This is a genomic window from Streptomyces sp. TRM68416, from assembly GCF_014596915.1.
GTDB lineage: Bacteria > Actinomycetota > Actinomycetes > Streptomycetales > Streptomycetaceae > Streptomyces.
In genome coordinates, this window is sequence record NZ_JACVWU010000119.1 from 1 (window position 1) to 235 (window position 235).

Consider the following 235-nt stretch of genomic DNA (forward strand, 5'->3'; position numbering starts at 1 on the left):
GAAAAAGGGGACCTCCAGAAGGAGCCGCCCGGCGGGATCTTCGTCGAGCCGGCCGACCACGGCCTCGGACGCTCCCGCGGCGGACTGACCAGCAAGATCCACCTCGCGGTCGAGCAGGGGCAGAAGCCCTTGTCGATAGTGATCACGGCCGGGCAGCGGGGCGACTCCCCGCAGTTCGAGCCGGTCCTGGAAGCCATCCGAGTGCCGAGGCTGGGGCTCGGCAGGCCCCGCAGGC

1 protein-coding gene is annotated in these 235 nt (G+C 71.1%); it reads left to right on the forward strand.

What is annotated here, in order from left to right; genetic code table 11:
• Positions 1-235: transposase (locus tag ICC28_RS40210; RefSeq protein ID WP_188293818.1), on the forward strand; the 235-nt coding region annotated here is incomplete at both ends.